Below are 18,141 nucleotides of genomic sequence, written 5' to 3'. Positions count from 1 at the left end.
TTGGGTTACAAACTTGGTTATTACAGCTAAGTTTTGGGGAGTGGCGCAACACAATGATATGAACCATATGACAACAAAAGGGGCTTTCCCATGCGCAAACTCAAGCAATACTCACTGCTCGCTTCAGCCATTGCTGCAGTTTTAAGTAACCAATCGATAGCACAAGACACTCAAGCTAAAGAACAAAAAGTCGAAACTATCGTTGTATCAGGTACCGCCGGTGGTCGCGGAATTAGAAAAATCGATGCAGGTTTTGCTGTAACTAATATTGACGCTGTTAAAATCGATAAACTGGCACCTAAAAGCACCGCCGATCTACTAAAAGCAGTACCAGGTATTTGGGTTGAAAGCTCTGGTGGTGAGTCTGGCGCTAACGTGTTTGTTCGTGGTTTTCCTGGTGGTGGTGATGCACCTTTTCTAACCGTAAGCCTACAAGGTTCACCGGTTTACCCAGCCCCCACACTTTCATTTTTAGAAAACTCTTCAATTTTTCGTTTAGATGAAACAATCAGCATGATGGAAGCTCTGCGCGGTGGTCCAAACCCAGTGGTTTCAAATGGTCAACCGGGTTTAACAACCAACTTTCAACTTAAACGTGGCCATGAAGACACCGAAGGTACTTTCAAATACACCACCAGTGACTATGGTCTTCAGCGTTTAGATGCTGTAGTCAGTGGCGAGTTAAGTGACGATTTGTATTACATGGTAGGTGGGTATATCAAACGCTCGTCGGGTATTCGTGACGCGGGTTTTACATCTGAACGCGGTCAACAAGTGACCATTAATGTCACCAAAGAATTAGACAACGGCGAAATTAACCTTTATACCCGTCAAACCGACGATACGGGCGCATGGTATTTGCCTACCCCCCTGAATGTTGACGGTGTAGATGCCGAATACACACAATTAGGCACCCTCAACCGCCAAGCAACCATTTACGCAGGCACCAGCGCGCAAGCAATGGAAATAGACCTTGGCGAAGGCCGTGGTTGGAAGGGCCATGTATCAGGCGGTAGTATCAAGTTAGAGTTAAAAAATGGCTGGCACCTTATTGACCGCTTTAGCCTTACTCAAGGGGATGCCAATACCTATGGCCTAGTGCCTGCTGGGACTGCAACATCGCTAGGTGACGTGGCAGACAATGGTGTTGATGCCACGGGCTATGTCACCGGCACACGCTATTCAGCAGACACCGCCGTACAAAGTATGGGCCGCTGGGTGGTATTAAAAGACATTGAGTCATTTACCAACGATCTGGCCTTTAGCAAAACCTTTAACAAGCTAGATAGCGCATTTGGTATCTATAGTGCTTCAACGTCAGCAAAAGACTGGTGGAGCCTAGGTAACGCGGCCTATTACGTGCTTGCGCCTGGTGGTGAAATGCTTGAAGGCATTGAGTGTAATTCAACAGTTGAAGGCTGTGCGTGGAATTACGATATCAATAGTACAGGTGATGCTAAAACACTCGCCTTTTATACAACCCAAAGCTATAAAGCAACCGATACATTAACCCTAGATTTAGGACTACGCTCTGAACGTCATCAGGTAGATTACTCAGTAGATGAAGACCTTAATAGCAGCATTGATAAAGTAGTTGATTACAGCGAACGAAAAACTTCTTGGACTGTGGGTGCTGACTATAAACTAGCCGATGATATGGGCGTATTTGCGCGTATCAACAAGGGCTACAAAATGCCTTACTTTGATGACTTTAGAGACAACTACGGCACTTACCAAGCCGGTGACCCGCTATTAAAAGAAGTCACGCAAGCAGAACTTGGTTATAAGTTTATGGGTGATAACACCGACTTCTTTGCAACGGTATTTAAAAACGAAGTAAAAGGCGATACCTTTGTACGCCGACCTGGTGCGCCTGCGGAGATCTTAACCAACGAAGCGTTAGGGTTAGAACTTGATTACAACTATAACCATGAGTCAGGCTTATCGGTAAACCTTAACGCAACGATACAAGATGCAGAGATAACCGACAGCCCAACCAATGAAGGCAATGACAGCCAACGCCAACCAAACTGGCAATTACGCATTACACCAAGCTATGAGTTTGAGCTTGCGGGTATGTTTGCAACCGTGTATGGCACATTTTCGGCCGTTGATGACCGTTTTGGTAACAACGAAAACACCGTTGTGTTAGAAGGCTACGAGAAACTTGACCTTGGCTTGATTGTTGAACCGGCAGAGGGCGTAAAACTACAATTAGCCGCAGATAACTTAACCGACGAGCAAGGGATCACTGAAGGTGACCCGCGTAACGTTAATTCGCCTAACGGACGCTATATTATGCCTCGCAGCATAAAATTCAGCGTAAGCTACAGCTTTTAATTAACACACTCCCTAAGATCACAAGCCCAGTTTATCTAACTGGGCTTTTTTCATTTTGTTATCTGTCATCGCTACAAAAATTCGATTAAACTCATGGTTTAACTTGTTACAACTTGATGTTCATGGACTTAGTAACCTTATTTAGTATTGCCCCACTTCGCTGGCCTGATATTGGCGCCGCAATTTTAACTGGCACCATCGTCGGGTTAGAACGCCAACTACGCGGTAAGCCGGTCGGTATTCGTACGTCATCACTCATTGTGTTAGGCACGTATGCGTTTATCATGTTGTCTATTCAAGTTAACAATGAAGTAGCGGATCCATCACGGATCATTGGGCAAGTAGTCACTGGTATTGGCTTTTTAGGCGCGGGTGTGATGCTTTCAAAAGAAGGCGTGGTAGTGGGTGTTACCTCTGCCGCAACCATTTGGATGCTCGCTGCAATAGGGGTATCTATTGCCGTTGTGGGACCGTTAGTGGCGGTAAAACTGTCCATCATTGTGGTAGGTATTTTGTATGGCGTAGACATACTAGAGTCTAGCTTTACTAATCTTACCCGAGGTGTTCATGGCAAGTATACAGGCTGGAAAACACGAGTAAAAAAAGATGCCAACAAATAATACAAAGCGCTTACAAGATGCCACCCTGACACCCGGTTATGTTGCCAAACGCAGCGACGTAAGAGTGTCTGCTTTGCATTTTTATGAACAAAAAGGACTGATCCGCAGCTGGCGCAACAGCGGTAACCAACGCCGCTATAAACCAGACGTGCTGAGGCGCATCGCGGTTATCAAAGCGGCACAAAAAATGGGGGTCACCCTTGAAGAAATCAAGCAAACCCTAAGTACGCTCCCCGACAGCCGCACACCAACCAAAGAAGACTGGGCCAAGCTTTCAAGAGCATGGCAACAACAGCTAGATGAAAAAATTGCCTACATGCAAAAAATCAGAGACCAAGTGGAAGGCTGTATAGGCTGTGGTTGTTTATCTATGAAAAATTGCCCCATTTATAACCCAGACGATGTATTAGGTGAAACTGGCAGTGGCGCATTGTTGCTTGGCAAAGACTGGTAATGAATACAGCCAAAAACAACATATCTCCTGTGTCTCGCCGTCAACCTAGCACGAGTCAGTGCTCTCTAGAAACCGCACTGTCATCCTGACGAAGGTCAGGATCTTTCAAATATTTTCACCCCTATCAAAATGTGACGTTCAGCTTAGCAAATGGCTGAGCAACAACGAAAAGAATTATTGCATGACACTTGCTTAACTAAACAAGTAAATCGAGCATTTGAAAACTTAGACTCACGAAAATCTTCGTTCATCGAACATGAAACAGCCAAAACAACAATGGCTGAACGAAAGGCAAAAATCCGTAGCAAAGGCCAACGACTATTTTATGAGAAGAAGAGTCGTTGAATGATCGAGTTCGAAAAGCATATTAACTAAATGACGGTTACACAGAATCTGTTACAGGGTCCAGGTGCGTTTTTCACACTCCCCCCCCGCAAGTAAAGGCATCAGCAATTCAACAACCAAGCCCTATTTTCACGACCATAGTGTCAATCAATCCCATTATTCTCATTTTTGTTTTTTTTAGCTTTGCGTTTGGCTTCTTTGGCTTTACGACGCGCTTCTCGCTTTTTCTTTTTCATATCATATTTACTTTTTTTGGCGTCTTTTTGAGCTTGGTGTGCCGCTTGTCTTGCTTTGTGTTCAGCTTTGTTCAATTTATCGTCCTGATCTAATTGCTCTCGAGCCGCTTCTCTTTTTTTATCTGTCAACGCGTGTTTCTGCTCCCGCTTTTCTTGTGCAACTTCCCGCTTTTGTGCTGCGGCCTCACGTTGTGCTAGCCCTCTTTCCTTTGCTTGTTCACGTACTTGCGAAGCCCCCTGTTGCTGTTCTTGTCCGTGCGCACTCACCATCCCCATACTGGTTATAAACACACATAAACTCATTAGTAACTCTTTCATCAGCTTGCTCCTGCTAATAACTTTACGCCTTTACTTTAACTATAGGTGATTACAGAAAACTTCTCTGGTTATAGACATTCAACTAAATTGACTACGCTTTTGTCGTAGATTCACCTTCTAGTCAGCTTTAACACGTAAAATCCCCGCTCTTTTCATTTTCTATTATGCTTATAAGCACAATAAGTTACGTTACTATCAATTATGAAAGCGCTGTTAGAGTTTATAAAAAATCGCAACTGGATGTTATGGGCCTTAATTTTAGGTATTGCAACAGGCCTTATTTTTGGTGAACGAGTGGCATTTTTACAGCCAATTGGGGCTGGTTTTGTCAAACTCATGCAAATTACCATTTTCCCTTATATTGTTGTCAGCCTTATTGTGGGGTTAGGTAAGTTTAATCCAGAGCAAGTACGCAGTATTTTACTCAAAGCGGCAACGGTGATGGTGTGTTTGTGGGCCGTGGGTTTATTTGCTATTTGGTGCTTTACCTTTACTTTGCCACATCATGATGCCGGAACGTTTTTCTCACCAACTTTGGTGACCTCTAATAGCGAGATAGACTTTGCTAAGCAGTATATCCCTGCCAACCCGTTCGCATCCTTAGCCGAAGGCAATGTGCCCGCTATCGTGATATTTTGTATCGCTTTAGGTATGGCCCTGATTGCCAACAAGCGTAAAAATGCGGTGTTAGAGTTTCTTGACGTGATTGGACAAGGCCTGACGGTTATCTCAAAAAAAGTCATTGGTATTTTTCCTATTGGTATATTTGCCATGACAGCAAGCACCGCAGGCACGCTAAGCGTTGAGGAACTAAATAATCTGCAGGTGTATTGGGTTTTGGTATTGTGCCTAGGTCTTTACTTGATGCTGGTTTTACTACCAATGTTAGTGGCTGCGCTTACTCCAATTAAGTATCGCGCATTGATCATGGTAATGCGCAATGCTTGGATCACGGCATTCAGTACCGGTAATGTCTTTATCGTGTTGCCTGTTATAACCGAAGGCATAAAAGAGCACTTACGCAGTATCAAAAAAGCTGATGAACAGGCCGACCATATTGCTGAAGTATTGGTGCCCATTGCCTATACTTTTCCGAGTTTAGGTAAATTAACCACGTTGATATTTGTGATGTTTGCGGGATGGCTCACGGGCAACCCTGTAGGGCTTGCAGATATCCCCAATGTAACGCTGTCAGCTATGTTGAGCTACTTTGCTAACGTGCATTTGGCCATTCCATTTATGTTGGATAGCCTTAAAATTCCCGCCGATAGCTATCAGCTGTACTTATCCATGTCAGTGTTAACGGCAAAAGTGGTCTCGCCTACAACGGTGGTTTACATCTTTGCTTTTGTATTACTGAGCATATTTTACTGCCGTAAACAGCTACATCTAAAACGGTTGCGCTCTGTGTATTATCTAACTTTGTTTAGCGCTTTATTACCTGCTTTTATGCTAGCCAGCTTTACACTCAATAGTCATTTAGCTAAAAATACTCAAGCGGCAGATGAAGTCATTGCCAATATGGTGGTTGCAGATAAAGTGCCGGGGCATGTACTAAGTTATGTGCCTAAAGCCTATCAAAGTGGCGAATTGTCCTTAACTAACATCGATGTGATTAAGAGACGCAACCTATTACGCATTGGCTACCTTATCGACAATGTGCCTTTTAGTTATTTTAATCAAAAGAACGAATTGGTGGGGTTTGATATCAGTCTAGCTCACCGTTTAGCGTCTGATCTTAATGTACAAGTTGAATTTATTCCGTTTAAAAAGCATCAACTCAGCGAGTATCTCAATAAGGGCTATTTTGATATTGCCATGTCTGGGCTTGAGATAAACGTAGCAGACTTAACTAAAGTGCGCTTTAGCGACCAAGTACTGCAACTGCAATTGGCCTTGCTAGCTAAAGATCATCAATTAGATAGGTTTGCCACCCTCAGCCAAATTGAAAAGCAAAACCTAACGTTTGCACATGTTGAGTATGGCCCTTTACTTGCCAATGTCAGCAAAGATATGCCCAATATCAAGTTTAAGCAACTGGCTAACCTTAAAACTTACTTTAATCAGCCTGAAAAATATGATGCCTTGGTGATCAGTGCAGAAGCAGGCTTTGCTTGGAGCATGTTTTATCCCGAGTTTGGGGTAATTGTGCCCCAAGGCGGAGTGAGTAAATATCCGACAGGCTTTGCTGTTGCCAAACGTAACTACGACCTGCTTAACTACTTAAATGCATGGTTAGATATCCAACACGCTAATGGTCAGGTTAACGCTAACTATCGCTACTGGATCTTAGGTCAAGGAAGTAAAAAAACCACTAAGCGGTGGTCTATCATTGATGAATATGCGCCCGAGTTATTAAATGAATAACCAGTAACACAAGCTCAGCAGCACAATGCTTTGTAATAGCGTAAACACACATAATTTAGCGTTGAATGCCTGTTTTTGTGTTTTATGATGTAGCAGCTTTTGCGCTGCAAACATGCTAATGTTTGCAGCGAGTCCAGATAAACATAATAGCTGGCCTTCACTTATCCTTTGTGCTGCGTGTTGTGCTCGGCGCTTATCTAGCCAAAACACCCATATAAACAACACATTGATAATCGCTAAGTAAGTGAGCGTCGCAGTCGTTAAAAGCGCAAAAAAGTGACTATCACTTGCCAAAGATAACACAACTAAGACAATTAATAGCCAGTTACATCGAGATAGCGAGTAGCTAAGTGCTTTAAATAGCACATTCACAGAGAAAGCCGACAAAATGGATCAACCAATAATAATTTGCCGTTATTTTACCTTAATTAGTATGAATATATTAGCGCTAGTCCCAATTACACGCTTCAACCACACTAAACCAACTCGCCTCAAAGCGTTGTCTTGCTGGTAGTAGTGGTAGGCTCACATCAACATTCAGCTTTTCTGCCAAGTACTTGTGCACTTGCGCTTTTGCTTTGTCACTTTGTAACTCTTCATACGCGACTTTAAGTGCTAGCTTAAGTTTATCATCAGGCTCATTCCCTTGCAGTTGCTCAAAGCGCGCGTTTAGCCATAACAACAATGCCTGCTTTGATTGATTTGGAAATATAGCGGTTAATTTAGAAGTAGGTCCGATCAAACGCTGATAGTTTACCACTTGCTCTTTAATTACAAATACAAACAATAGATTAATACCTGCCGAAATTTTCCCCGAACGTTTATCAATTTCTTGGTAATCGCTTAATGCTTTACGAAACAGTTGCTCTGCTTCGTTAATATTGCCTTGATCTAACGCTATGACGCCAAGGTTATTTTCTATCATCGCAAGCACCGGAGTTTGTTGCATCTGCTCAGCTAACAACTTAGAGCGCGCATACAGGTTACGCGCTTTTTTGTAAGCGCCTTGCTCGCGCGCTACCAACGCCATGCTATTGGTTAAGGTCAAGCGCTGTCGATCATTTTGTGCGTATTTAAACGAGCAATCTAAGCTCGTTTGCGCATCTTGATAATATCGCTCCCTGCGTAACCAAATACCGAGCGCACTGGTTATTGAAGTAATATTATTTTTAAAGTAAGGCGTGCTTTGTTTAGTAAAAGCTTTTTCCAGAGAGTCCATCAATCTGGTCAGTTGATTTGTAGGCACTGAAGCTCGCATCATAATCAAATGCCACCGTAGAAATAAGTTATCTGGGAGTTCCTCTGGTGCTTCTATTTGCTCAAGCAATACGATTGAGTTAGCAGGATTAACGGTTAAGTAATCTTCCGCCTCGTTCATTATGCCTACAGGGTTTACAGTGCGAGCAGCAACCGTAAAGGTAGCCAACACTGCCACAATGAATAATAGTAAGCGCAATACAACCTCACCACATGGCTTATCAATACCCTTAACTCTAGTTGCAAAATATTGAATATACAAAACGCTTAGCGAGTTACTCACTAAGTAACGGTTTGCTCAGATAACCTTACATCATTTATCAAAAGTAATATTTGTGCAGCAGCCAAAGCATCATCTAATGCTCTGTGGTGCTGGTGTAAATCTATATTCAAAGCGGCACATAAATTCCCTAATGAGTAGGATGGGTAACCAGGTAAGTATTTACGAGCCAGTTGAACAGTACATAATTTAGGTTTACTAAATGCAATATTTAAACGTTGAAATTCATGTTTTAAAAACCCCATATCGAAGTTCGCGTTATGTGCCACAAATATAGCATTCTCACAAAACTTACTCACAGTGGGCGCTATCTCACTAAAACTTGGCGCCGTTGCGACCATTGCGTTGTCGATACCAGTAAGTTGCGTGATGTATTTTGGAATGTGCCGCTGTGGATTCACTAAACTTTGCCACTTAGACACAATTTTACCTTGCTGCACTTTAACAAGGCCAACTTCCGTTATTCGGTCACTCTCTTTTTTACCTCCCGTTGTTTCCAAATCAACCACGACATATACTTGGTTTGGGTCACATTGCCATAGGGTCCTTTGTACCGTAACAGCAAACCCACACAGCGTTAGTCGATTAATCGATACTAATTGATTTCGCCGTAAAGCGTCACCAGGGGCTTTAACTTCTTCAAATCTTAAGCTGCTACCCTCAAGCACCATCAAATCGGGATAACCATCTTTGAGATTATGAAAGTCTTTGCTCATTGCTCGCAACAGTTCAGTAATTGCAGTCATACTTGAGTGCTTAACAAGTATCAGCAATTGCTCCAAAAGCGCATCGCTCCAATTGAATATCAAACCAGGTTTGCCAAAAGATAAAGATGCTTGCTTTAGCAACCATTTTGAAAAGTCTGATAGCTGGCAAATATAAGTCAGTTTATGTTCGATTGCGCTCCCAAGCACCTCATAAAACCGATTTAACTTGAGTAATTGGGGATAACGCTCAAACTGATTGCTAGGCATGCTCAGCTTGTTCTCGTAAATTTCTTGCCAAAAAACCAGCGAAAATAATGCCAGCCATAACTGGTTTTCGGTATGCCATGCTTGTTGGCCTTTGTTAGCATAGTGGGCAATGACCCCTTGCTCTGTATTACCTTTATAGGCCTCATCTATCGCAATGAACTGCTCATTTTCACGCAGTAAATCAGTCAAAATAGAAGTGCGCTTTTGGCCGAACTTGCGCAGTAAAAAGTCCTTAGCAAACAGCAATAAGTGCTCGTCATTTGGGGTAGTTAAAATCGTTTCAAGTAACGATTTGCAGCACGTCGTTTCACCTTCTAAATATAATAAACGCGCACGCTTTTCTTGTGCTTTTGCACTTTGGCAACATTCAAGCAATGATAACGCCAATTCGGGATGTGGTTTTTCCAACATACAGGCAAGTTTGTACATTACCTTTTCTTTTCTCAGCAATGCGTGCTCACCAAGCTCAACACCTTGGCTCTGCGACAACAGCGTTTTTGCCATTTCAATGCTTTGTGGAGTATTAATGTTTTCTAGTTGCTGTGCCTGCTTAGCATAGTGATAGGCATAAAGAGCATGTTGTTTATGCTCAAAATAGCTCGCGCCATTGACTGTGTCGTGAGTTTTCATAACCCCTAAATCACGCATCGAAAAGTGGCTTAAATTGGACTCTAAACGATTAAAAAACAAAAATAAAAAATACTCGAATTGCGCTGCAATACGCACATATAAATAGCGATTTAATACATCGTGATGCGCAACATCAACATATGACAAGTGCTCACGAGCAAAATCCAGCCACAGAGACTTTTTTGCACTACGGGAGGGCTTTTTATCTACCTCACTTAACTCACAAAGCAACATAAGTTCAGGTTTGGTAATGATACCTAACCACTGCGTAAATTGTTCAGGTTCAATACGCTCCACCAAACTGTGCGAAAACAATATCGCTAGTGAATGCTCGATATTATTGATTTCTTCATATTGGATCGACGAATAAGCAACAAAACTCGATTTACGATTAAGCAGCCTTATAACTAAACACTGTTCGTCTTCTGTTAGCCTATCTATTTGTTCCAACAGAGCTTTATGCTCATCATCTAGCAAATGCATATTATGCTTGCTTGTAAAAGCAATAAACTCATTAAAATGATCAAGGTAGTATTTTTGCGGTAGTTGTTTTTGCACAGACACACTCAACTGTTTTTTTATACAGTATTACATGCGAACCTATTTTGTGCCAGATGCTTTAAGCGTATAGGGCTGGACGGGATTTTTATAAACCCGCAATCGGACTTTTGTAAATCCAATTACGGGACTATATGAGCTTAGGCGGGACTACATGAATCACGTACTAATTTTAGGATACTGAGCTCTTATCTCAGCCTTTGCGTCCAACCAACTTTGTAAAGGTTCCGCGATATCAGAGAACGTGGGATCAGCTACAAGACGACTAGCGATCAATTCCAGTAAATCTAGTCCTTGTCCATCAGTTACTTTTTTAAACGCTTCCTGGCGAGCCCTTGTAACCTCAATTTCGCTTAACAGAGTTCGAAATTGTGGAGCGTTTCCATTTACCTGCCAATTCTCCTTTATGAATGCCTCTATTTGATACTCAGGCGTATCTGACGGCATATGGTTTTCAATAGTTTTCCACTGTCCATTTATATAAATTTCTAGTTTCATTTTGCCTCCTAAACTTAAATTTCGTCAAATGCGCTTTCGGTGGCGTCACCTAGATACGCAAACTGCCCCCATGCGTTGTTCGTCAAATCGACGTAACCACTTACGGCGGCTGGTAACGCAATTTGAATCACAGTTGTTTCAGATAGATCTTTTCCTTCCCCTCGGACAAATGGGTGCATATGTATATAACCATGTCTATGGTTTGTTATTTGGTATTGTCTACCACATAACTTTGCTGGCTCATTAGCTCGCAATCCATGGCAATAGAAAGAGTCAGGCACTATTCCAGTAATGTGTTTTACGATAGCCGCAATCGTTACAACAGAACTCCATTTCAGATGCTGCCAAAAAAAGGATGCGGGTTTTGTTGCTCCATCAATATTTGGGTAAATCTCTAGTTCCCAGATGTTGAAATTTGTTGCAAAGTGTTGACGGTCGGAATTAATGGCTGCGAGAAACTCCCTTGCTAACGGGGATCTTTGCTCTGGTTCAATACCAGTCGTTACCGTTTCCAATAACGTCGCTGTTTTTATGTAACCTGCATTCCAGCCATATGGAAAACTTTCAGAATCTTTTACTTTAAGTAACTGATTTTTAGAGAGTCTAAAATGGCTCTGCTCATCACGAGCACCAACTACATATTGGTTTACAGTATCTCCAAGTTGGTCCATTGTGCTCTGAGCGTCATCTTTAACACTTTGTAGCGCGCCTGATATCTCACCCATTTTCCCATTAACGGTGTTTACGACTTCTCCACATGCATCAACGGCTTTGGTGCATTCATCAGCCACTTGAGACAGGATTTGATCAGTTGACATACAACCTCCTAATTTTGATTGATTATTTGTTTTACTTCCCGATGTAGGATGCTAATCTGTACACGGGATGATCTAATTTGTGCGAGAGTAAATCGAGCTAGCTCGGGGGTGAGCACTAGATTTAGGTTATCTCCAGCCAATGACACGTTAATCGCTTCTGACGGGATTAGGTCAACTGCCATACCAAATCGGGGCATGAACCTACCTGCATTAGTTTTTGCGCCTATTAGCTTGCCTGGACGGCTGTAGACAGCAAAATGCACGCCTTCTTCAGTAACTAAACTGATTTCGCCTACGTTGTAGGCTTTGTCTGGGTTGTCGAAAATTGCAGCCATTTGCAGTGTCTTGTCGACCCTTTTAAATGATCGCACTTCGGCCCTGTCTACTTCAGATACCAGCGCAGTCTGATTTACTTTGGTACTAGGGTCATAGCTCTCAGTTCCTACCGCGATGTGAGTCAATTTCACTTGAGAGCCGCCGAATTGAGCATCTAGCAACAGGCTTTCCCCAGCTTCTGTTATATAAAAGTTGTATACTTCGAACGTTGTTTCACTCATGCCTGATCAATCTCCCGCTTATAAATACACAGGCTGTGTTGTGCGCTGTAAGCACCGTTTTAAACCCACCACTAATGTTCGGTTGTCTGGGCCTTAAACTGCCTGTAATGTTTGTTGTGTTGTCACTTAGTCCAGCGACTGCCTGAGTCATGCCACCATTAACTTTTGGTTGCCTCGGGATCAGGCTTCCCGATGATGTTAAATGGCTATTTGTATTGCCTGTGACCGCCGCAACAACGCCCCCAGAAACAGATGGCTGACGAGGTACTAAACTGCCAGATACATTACTTGCATTACCTCCAAAACCTCCGACACCGGTAGAAATGTTCTTACTCATTTCTAGCCCAACAGTTATGGTGTAATGTTGGCTTTTACGCTTAACCCCCTGTATCAACGCATTTAGCTGGTCGATTAGCTTTACATTGATAGCGCTAGGTTGATTTGGCGTAATATTGCTGTTTGTATACGCAACTACATCAAATGTACCAGGCTCTTGCTGTGGCTCTGCTTGCCACCATTCAACTATTTCGGCTGTTACTCCAACAGCAGCCAGTGCTAGCTCTACGGCATATACAGTGCCTTTAGTTCTATGAACTTCTAGAGCTGTTTTTACAACCTTGCGCTTAACGTCTGTTGGCCAGTTTGAACTCCACACGTCGACACGAAACTGCCACGCCAAAAATGGTAGAAACTCTGCTGGCACGCTATCAACGTCGAAAATATTCAATCGACTCGCCACCTCACGCAATTGCTCGAACTCAGCAGATGCAGACTGCGAGATGGCGTTTAGTGCTTTGGTCTGTACAGACGCTGGTATTAAGTTGTTTGCTTTCATGTTGCTTAGACTAGCAACTTACAAATTCGCGTGTTGCTGTACGGCAACAACAAACTCTGGGGTTAGATAAGATTGTTTAGACATTTAGTTAACTAATAAACGGAGCCCGTTATGCTAACCACAGATCAGAAAACCCAGATTGACAACAACTTGCTTGCTCTTAGTGAGCCGTTATCCATTGATGGTAAAGACTTCACTCATGCGCGAAAAACCACTGAGCCAAAAGTCGTCCATCGAATTAAAGCAACTCGCTTTAGTAAGTCAGAGTTTGGTGAAGAAAACTCAGATGCCGTTTTGATTGGTGTTACAGCTCAAGTGGTTGAGTTTGGCTGTGTTAACGATGAAATGGAGCTGATCGAACCTTCAAAGTTTGACCCAATGAAACTGTGTGAAAACTTACCTTACCGGGATTTGGTTTCGCTCCAGTATCTGCTGGGAAAGCCGCCGAAAATCTCGTCTACACCTCAGAAGAACAGCTCAAGTCAGCCATCAGAACAATCAGCAAAAACGGCTTAGCCAGCGCAACAGAGCTATTTAACTGTGATATCGACGAACTTACTTTTTTGCTTGAGGTGATTACGGATGAACGCGACGGATGAGTTTGCGCTACAGCTAGCAGTTGGCGTAAAAGATATGTTTGGCGATAAAGTCGATGAGATCGATGTCAAATCCAAAGAGCTGTTAGCAACATCTAAGCAGCTCCAGCAAGGCTTAAGCGATATCACAGCTTTTCAATCTGCTGAGAAAGCAACAGAGCGGCTATCAAAGCGCAAAACTGACCTGACTGAAAAGCTTGAAGCACAGCAAGACCAGCTTGTGAAGCTTCGCAAGGAGCAAGCAAAGCTAAGTGACGCTGAGAAAGAGTCAGGCGAGCTAAGCGAAGAACAAAAGCAGCAATTAGCAAAGCTAAACAGTGAAGTTAAGCTGGCTAAACGTAACCAAAGCCAGTTACAAGTTGAGTTGGCCCAAACAGGTCAAGACTTAAAAGACCAGGAGCGAAACACTAAACGTTTAAGCAAAGCCCTTGAAGCCGCAGGCATTGATACACGTAAGTTTGATAAAAATTTAGAGCAATTAGAATCTGAGCTTAAAGACGTAAATAAGGAGCTAAAACAAACTGAGCAATTAGCGGAAGGTTTAAGCTTCAGTGATCAACTTAGCGGCGGTGCCGTGGGGGTTGGTTTAACTGCGGCCTTGGGCGCTGGAGCTGTTGCGGCGTATGAGTGGGACAAGGGGCTTAAGCAGCTACAAACCACAACTAAGTTAACCGAAGAACAAGTACATCAACTTAAAGGGCCTTTAATGGGTCTCCAAGCTAAATTGGGGCTAGATACAACCGAGCTGATAGGTGCAGCGGCTAAAATCAACCAGCAAACTGGGCTCATTGATGCAGAACTGGCTAACGCCGTAGAGTCGGCTGTTACGCTACAGCGCGTAAATAGTGGTTTAGGCATGGACATTGACGCATCTGAAATCATACGGGCGCAAACCCAGATGCGTACAGCCTGGAATGTGTCATTTGACACCAGCGGCGACCTGATCAGCACGATTTACCAACAGGCCGGAGACCGTGCCGACGATTTGTTAGACACCTTTCATGAGTATTCACCGCTACTTGCTGAAATGGGCCTAAGTGCGGAGCAGGTATCAGCCATCTTAATAAAGGGCGCGCAGGCTGGAGTTTACAACTATGACTACTTAGCCGACACAATGAAAGAAGCTCGCGCCCAATTAACCGACGGTGGCAACTGGGAGAAGTTGGTCGGAAAAGGCAATAAAGCCGGATTGATAGACACTTTGCTTGGCAACGATAGCGCTAGTGCCAATCGTATCAAAGCGCAACTCGCGCAATTTAAACAAGGATTAAATTCAGACAATAAAGCTTTGCAATCTGAAAGTTTTAGTAAGCTAATGCTAGAGCTAACCAGCGTTTATAAAGACGATGCACAAAAGGCTCGGGGGCTCATTGAGACGGTATTTGCAGCGAAAGGCGCGGACGATTTACCAATAAAGACCCTTGAGGCAATGGCGCTTGGTATGCGTGATTATCAGGCTATTCTGGGCAATTACCATAACAAAACCCAAACACAACTACAGGAACAATTAACAGGTTGGGATCGCCTTGGTATTGCTGGCCGTAAACTAACGCAGGCATGGGCCAACGGTGTGGAGCGACTAGGTGTCGTTGCGGAGCCGGTTATCGATATGGTGGTCCATTTGGCTGAGGGTATCGCTGCATTTACAGAGCAACACCCGGATGTGGCCGCATTTGTTGTTGCACTTGCTGCCGGTGCTGCGGTGGTTGCCTCTTTAGCTGCAGCCGTGTCTGTATTAGGCTTTGCTGCAATTGGCATGAAAACGGGCATGGCGAGTTTACTAGCCGGTGCTCGATGGTTGGCTCCTGTATTCACTGGGCTAGGACGTGCCGCGCTATTCTTAGGACGTGGACTATTAGCACTCGCTGCTAACCCCGTGGGGCTCACTATTATGGCCATCGCGGGGGCTGGCTATTTGTTATATGACAACTGGGATGCCCTATGTGAAATGGCTGGTAATTTATGGGATACGTTATCAGCCCCCCTAAAGCTGCTATGGGATATTTCCCCTCTAAAAATGTTGTGGGATGCAGGGCAACACCTATACGACTGGTGGCAAGGCTTTGATCTTACAGATGCTGGTAAAAACATAATTGGGTCTTTGCTCGATGGCGCTTTGTCGATGCTGGGTAGCGTTGGGCGCACTATCCGTGATGGTATTTCAGAAATATTTAGTTGGGGTGAGAATGAAAACGAGCCTATAGAACCAGTTGTATTACAACCATCTCAGCCGCGTACTAACAACAACGTAGCAACCGCATTAGCTGCTGGTTTGGCTGTCAGTTCGCCTGTTGTGGTGAGTGCCGAAACTCCTGAGCCCATGCTCATTGATACACCTCAGATCATGGTACCAAATGTCGAACCGGTTGCTTTGACAGCTCCAGATATTGCAGTTCCAGCACTTCAACCATTGAACGTGACACAGGATGACCCAGAGCCGATAAACTTAACACGGCCAGAGACTGTGATCACAATGCCGGAGGCGGTGGCCATTCATGCCGATTCACCAAAGCCATTGATAGTTACTCCACCTGAAATTGCGGCACCAGGTATTGAACCAATTGCTTTGACAGCTCCAAATATTGAAATACCAGCGCTTCGACCATTGAGCGTGACACAGGATGACCCAGAGCCGATAAACTTAACACCACCAGAGACTATGATCACAATGCCGGAGGCGGTGGCCATTCATACCGATTCACCAGAGGTTGTGGTACCTGGTATTGAATCAATTGCTTTGACTGCTCCAAATATTGCAGTACCAGCGCTTCGGCCATTGAGCGTGACACAGGATGACCCAGAGCCGGTAAACTTAACACCACCTGAGACTATGATCACTATGCCGGAGGCGGTGGCCATTCATACTGATTCACCAGAGGTTGTGGTACCTGGTATTGAACCAATTGCTTTAACTGCTCCAAATATTGCAGTACCAGCGCTTCGGCCATTGAACGTGACACAGGATGACCCAGAGCAGGTAAACCTGACACCGCCAGAGACTATGATCACTATGCCGGAGGTGATGACCATTTATGCGGAGTCACCAGAACCATTGATTATTAATCCACCGGAGATTGCGGTACCAGATATTGAGCTAATTACTTTAAAGGCCCCAGAAGTTTCAGTACCAGAGCTTCGGCCTTTTAGTGCAGAACTAATCGAACTTAACACTACAAAACCCGAATTTGACACTTTGGAGCAAAGATATAACACCAACTTGCCCAAATTTAACACAGCAAACTTAAAATCTAACATTGATGTTGCACACCATGATCCTTTAGATTCTCCACTGCCAGTAATCACAGAGCCTGATCCTATTTTCGTTTCAGTTGCAGACCCTGATCCACTCATGCTGAAATCACCCGATGTTATAGCGCCTGATACGCCGACATTACGACTTGAACAGCCAGAGTATCGAGTACCGGACATTTTATCACCATCAAAACAACCGACGGAGTTGCCAGCCGTTTGGCATCATATGCAGCAACAAGATAAGAGCCAATCAGCTATAAAACAGCAAGTTAGCAATGTATCGGTTGAGTACGCGGTAAACCCCGTGATTCATATCACCAACCAAAAAAACCCAGCAGGCGTAACTGAGAGTGATGTACGTCGGACAGTCATCACTGTTTTTCAAGAGCGTGAGAGTGAATTGATGCATGCGCTAGACGATGCGCTTAGCGACTTATATAGCCGTCGTGAATACCTCAACTAGCTAAAATCAGCGTCTCATAAAACGGACGTTTAACGAGATATTTGATCCGCATGTTAGTTTGAGTACAAATTCATCATATTATTTGTCTTAATAACCTATCTCAACTATCTTAGTCTCATTAACTTATGAATATGAAAGGTAAGTGAGATTATGCCCAGTAAAGAATCTAAACAAGGAAAATTGATCGGCTATGCGCGTGTTAGTACCAAGGATCAGGATCTGAGTCTGCAACTTGATGACTTGAAGCGCTTTGGTGTGTCGGAGCGTGATATTCATTCTGATGTAGTGTCAGGGGCTAAAGATAACCGCCCAGGGCTTGAAGCTTGTCTAACAGCATTAGAGCCGGGAGATACTCTCGTCGTATGGCGATTAGATAGATTGGGCCGCTCAATGACTCACCTAGTCAATACGATCCAAGAACTGACCGAACGAGGTGTGTTCTTTAAATCTTTAAATGATGGAGCGATAGACACAACAACGGCCAGCGGCGAGCTGGTATTTAATATATTCAGTGCGCTTACACAATTTGAACGCCGATTGATTCAGGAACGAACCAACGCAGGGCTTCAATCTGCCAGAGCAAGAGGCCGATTTGGTGGTAGGCCTGCTATATCGGCAGATGACCCAACAGTTGTGATGGCTAAGCAAATGGACCAAAATAAAAGCTTAACAGTTGAACAAATTTGTAACACACTGAAGATTAGCAGAGCAACTTACTATCGATATTTAGCTTTATAAGGAAG

Annotated in this window: 16 protein-coding genes; 8 read left to right on the top strand and 8 right to left on the bottom strand. The window is 43.7% G+C overall.

Annotation, left to right across the window (positions count from 1 at the left end; genetic code table 11):
* The first annotated feature begins 90 nt into the window (after nucleotides 1-90).
* From HG263_RS05600 to HG263_RS05585, 4 genes are all read left to right on the top strand, one after another.
* Nucleotides 91-2,340, top strand: coding sequence for a TonB-dependent receptor (locus tag HG263_RS05600; RefSeq protein ID WP_171625093.1), 2,250 nt, complete (start codon nucleotides 91-93; stop codon nucleotides 2,338-2,340).
* A 122-nt stretch (nucleotides 2,341-2,462) separates the two neighbouring features.
* Nucleotides 2,463-2,960, top strand: a complete 498-nt coding sequence (locus HG263_RS05595) for an MgtC/SapB family protein (protein ID WP_171625092.1) — start codon at nucleotides 2,463-2,465, stop codon at nucleotides 2,958-2,960.
* Complete coding sequence (gene soxR / locus HG263_RS05590) at nucleotides 2,947-3,414, top strand: redox-sensitive transcriptional activator SoxR (protein ID WP_171625091.1); 468 nt, start codon at nucleotides 2,947-2,949, stop codon at nucleotides 3,412-3,414. The genes HG263_RS05595 and soxR overlap by 14 nt, the downstream gene beginning before the upstream one ends.
* Before the next feature lie 150 nt (nucleotides 3,415-3,564).
* Nucleotides 3,565-3,759, top strand: a complete 195-nt coding sequence (locus tag HG263_RS05585; RefSeq protein WP_171625090.1) for a damage-inducible protein J — start codon at nucleotides 3,565-3,567, stop codon at nucleotides 3,757-3,759.
* 143 nt (nucleotides 3,760-3,902) lie between these two features.
* Here HG263_RS05585 and HG263_RS05580 read toward each other — a convergent pair whose 3' ends face one another.
* Nucleotides 3,903-4,313, bottom strand: coding sequence for a hypothetical protein (locus HG263_RS05580; protein ID WP_171625089.1), 411 nt, complete (start codon nucleotides 4,311-4,313; stop codon nucleotides 3,903-3,905).
* 201 nt (nucleotides 4,314-4,514) lie between these two features.
* On the opposite strand from HG263_RS05580, the gene HG263_RS05575 reads away from it, so the two are divergent.
* Nucleotides 4,515-6,680 (top strand): cation:dicarboxylate symporter family transporter, encoded by a 2,166-nt coding sequence (locus HG263_RS05575; protein ID WP_171625088.1) that lies wholly within the window; start codon nucleotides 4,515-4,517, stop codon nucleotides 6,678-6,680.
* Here the strand turns inward: HG263_RS05575 and HG263_RS22655 are convergent.
* The 7 genes from HG263_RS22655 to HG263_RS05540 form a co-directional block, all read right to left on the bottom strand.
* A complete protein-coding gene (locus HG263_RS22655) occupies nucleotides 6,669-7,052 on the bottom strand; it encodes a DUF1294 domain-containing protein (protein WP_171625087.1) in 384 nt (127 codons plus the stop codon). The two genes, HG263_RS05575 and HG263_RS22655, sit on opposite strands and share 12 nt — an antisense overlap.
* Before the next feature lie 76 nt (nucleotides 7,053-7,128).
* Nucleotides 7,129-8,220: a tetratricopeptide repeat protein gene (locus HG263_RS05565; protein ID WP_343043956.1), complete on the bottom strand. Its 1,092-nt coding sequence runs from the start codon at nucleotides 8,218-8,220 to the stop codon at nucleotides 7,129-7,131.
* Nucleotides 8,220-10,379, bottom strand: coding sequence for an exonuclease domain-containing protein (locus HG263_RS22650; RefSeq protein ID WP_171625086.1), 2,160 nt, complete (start codon nucleotides 10,377-10,379; stop codon nucleotides 8,220-8,222). Before HG263_RS22650 ends, HG263_RS05565 begins: the two co-directional genes overlap by 1 nt.
* A 159-nt stretch (nucleotides 10,380-10,538) precedes the next feature.
* Nucleotides 10,539-10,877 (bottom strand): hypothetical protein, encoded by a 339-nt coding sequence (locus tag HG263_RS05555; RefSeq protein ID WP_171625085.1) that lies wholly within the window; start codon nucleotides 10,875-10,877, stop codon nucleotides 10,539-10,541.
* 14 nt (nucleotides 10,878-10,891) lie between these two features.
* Nucleotides 10,892-11,695, bottom strand: a complete 804-nt coding sequence (locus tag HG263_RS05550) for a hypothetical protein (protein ID WP_171625084.1) — start codon at nucleotides 11,693-11,695, stop codon at nucleotides 10,892-10,894.
* 8 nt (nucleotides 11,696-11,703) lie between these two features.
* Nucleotides 11,704-12,252: a phage tail-collar fiber domain-containing protein gene (locus HG263_RS05545; protein ID WP_171625083.1), complete on the bottom strand. Its 549-nt coding sequence runs from the start codon at nucleotides 12,250-12,252 to the stop codon at nucleotides 11,704-11,706.
* Entirely contained in the window at nucleotides 12,245-13,087 is an 843-nt protein-coding gene (locus HG263_RS05540) for a phage tail protein I (protein ID WP_171625082.1), read from the bottom strand. The genes HG263_RS05545 and HG263_RS05540 overlap by 8 nt, the downstream gene beginning before the upstream one ends.
* Nucleotides 13,088-13,198: 111 nt before the next feature.
* On the opposite strand from HG263_RS05540, the gene HG263_RS05535 reads away from it, so the two are divergent.
* From HG263_RS05535 to HG263_RS05525, 3 genes are all read left to right on the top strand, one after another.
* The gene (locus HG263_RS05535; protein ID WP_171625081.1) at nucleotides 13,199-13,603 is read left to right on the top strand and encodes a hypothetical protein; all 405 of its coding nucleotides are present in this window, start codon (nucleotides 13,199-13,201) and stop codon (nucleotides 13,601-13,603) included.
* 66 nt (nucleotides 13,604-13,669) lie between these two features.
* On the top strand, nucleotides 13,670-17,398 hold the full coding sequence (locus tag HG263_RS05530) for a phage tail tape measure protein (RefSeq protein WP_171625080.1): 3,729 nt from the start codon (nucleotides 13,670-13,672) through the stop codon (nucleotides 17,396-17,398).
* Between the two features lie 150 nt (nucleotides 17,399-17,548).
* On the top strand, nucleotides 17,549-18,136 hold the full coding sequence (locus HG263_RS05525; protein WP_171625079.1) for a recombinase family protein: 588 nt from the start codon (nucleotides 17,549-17,551) through the stop codon (nucleotides 18,134-18,136).
* Nucleotides 18,137-18,141 lie beyond the last annotated feature (5 nt).

The sequence above is a fragment of the Pseudoalteromonas caenipelagi genome (genome assembly GCF_013140855.1).
In the GTDB taxonomy this organism is placed as follows: domain Bacteria; phylum Pseudomonadota; class Gammaproteobacteria; order Enterobacterales; family Alteromonadaceae; genus Pseudoalteromonas; species Pseudoalteromonas caenipelagi.
The sequence above is the reverse complement of the archived record's forward strand: the minus strand, read 5'-3'. Positions and strand labels throughout refer to the sequence as shown.